Here is a 228-nt window from a genome sequence, read left to right as displayed (position 1 = left end):
TGATGATGGCAGAGAGGTCACACCCGTTCCCATACCGAACACGGAAGTTAAGCTCTCTAGCGCCGATGGTAGTTGGGACCTTGTCCCTGTGAGAGTAGGACGTCGCCAAGCTATTTATATCATCGCGGGGTGGAGCAGCACGGTAGCTCGTCGGGCTCATAACCCGAAGGTCGCAGGTTCAAATCCTGTCCCCGCAACCAAATGGTCCCGTGGTGTAGTGGTTAACAT

Annotated in this window: 1 tRNA gene and 1 rRNA gene; both read left to right on the top strand. The window is 54.8% G+C overall.

What is annotated here, in order from left to right:
• Window positions 1–111, top strand: a 5S ribosomal RNA gene (gene rrf, locus MR147_RS26930); the annotation flags it as partial.
• Between the two features lie 12 nt (window positions 112–123).
• A tRNA-Met gene (locus MR147_RS26925) sits at window positions 124–200 on the top strand.
• Window positions 201–228 lie beyond the last annotated feature (28 nt).

The organism is Bacillus cereus group sp. BfR-BA-01350 (assembly GCF_022663775.1).
Classification (GTDB): Bacteria; Bacillota; Bacilli; order Bacillales; family Bacillaceae_G; genus Bacillus_A; species Bacillus_A paranthracis.
This window is presented reverse-complemented; position numbering and strand designations above follow the sequence as displayed.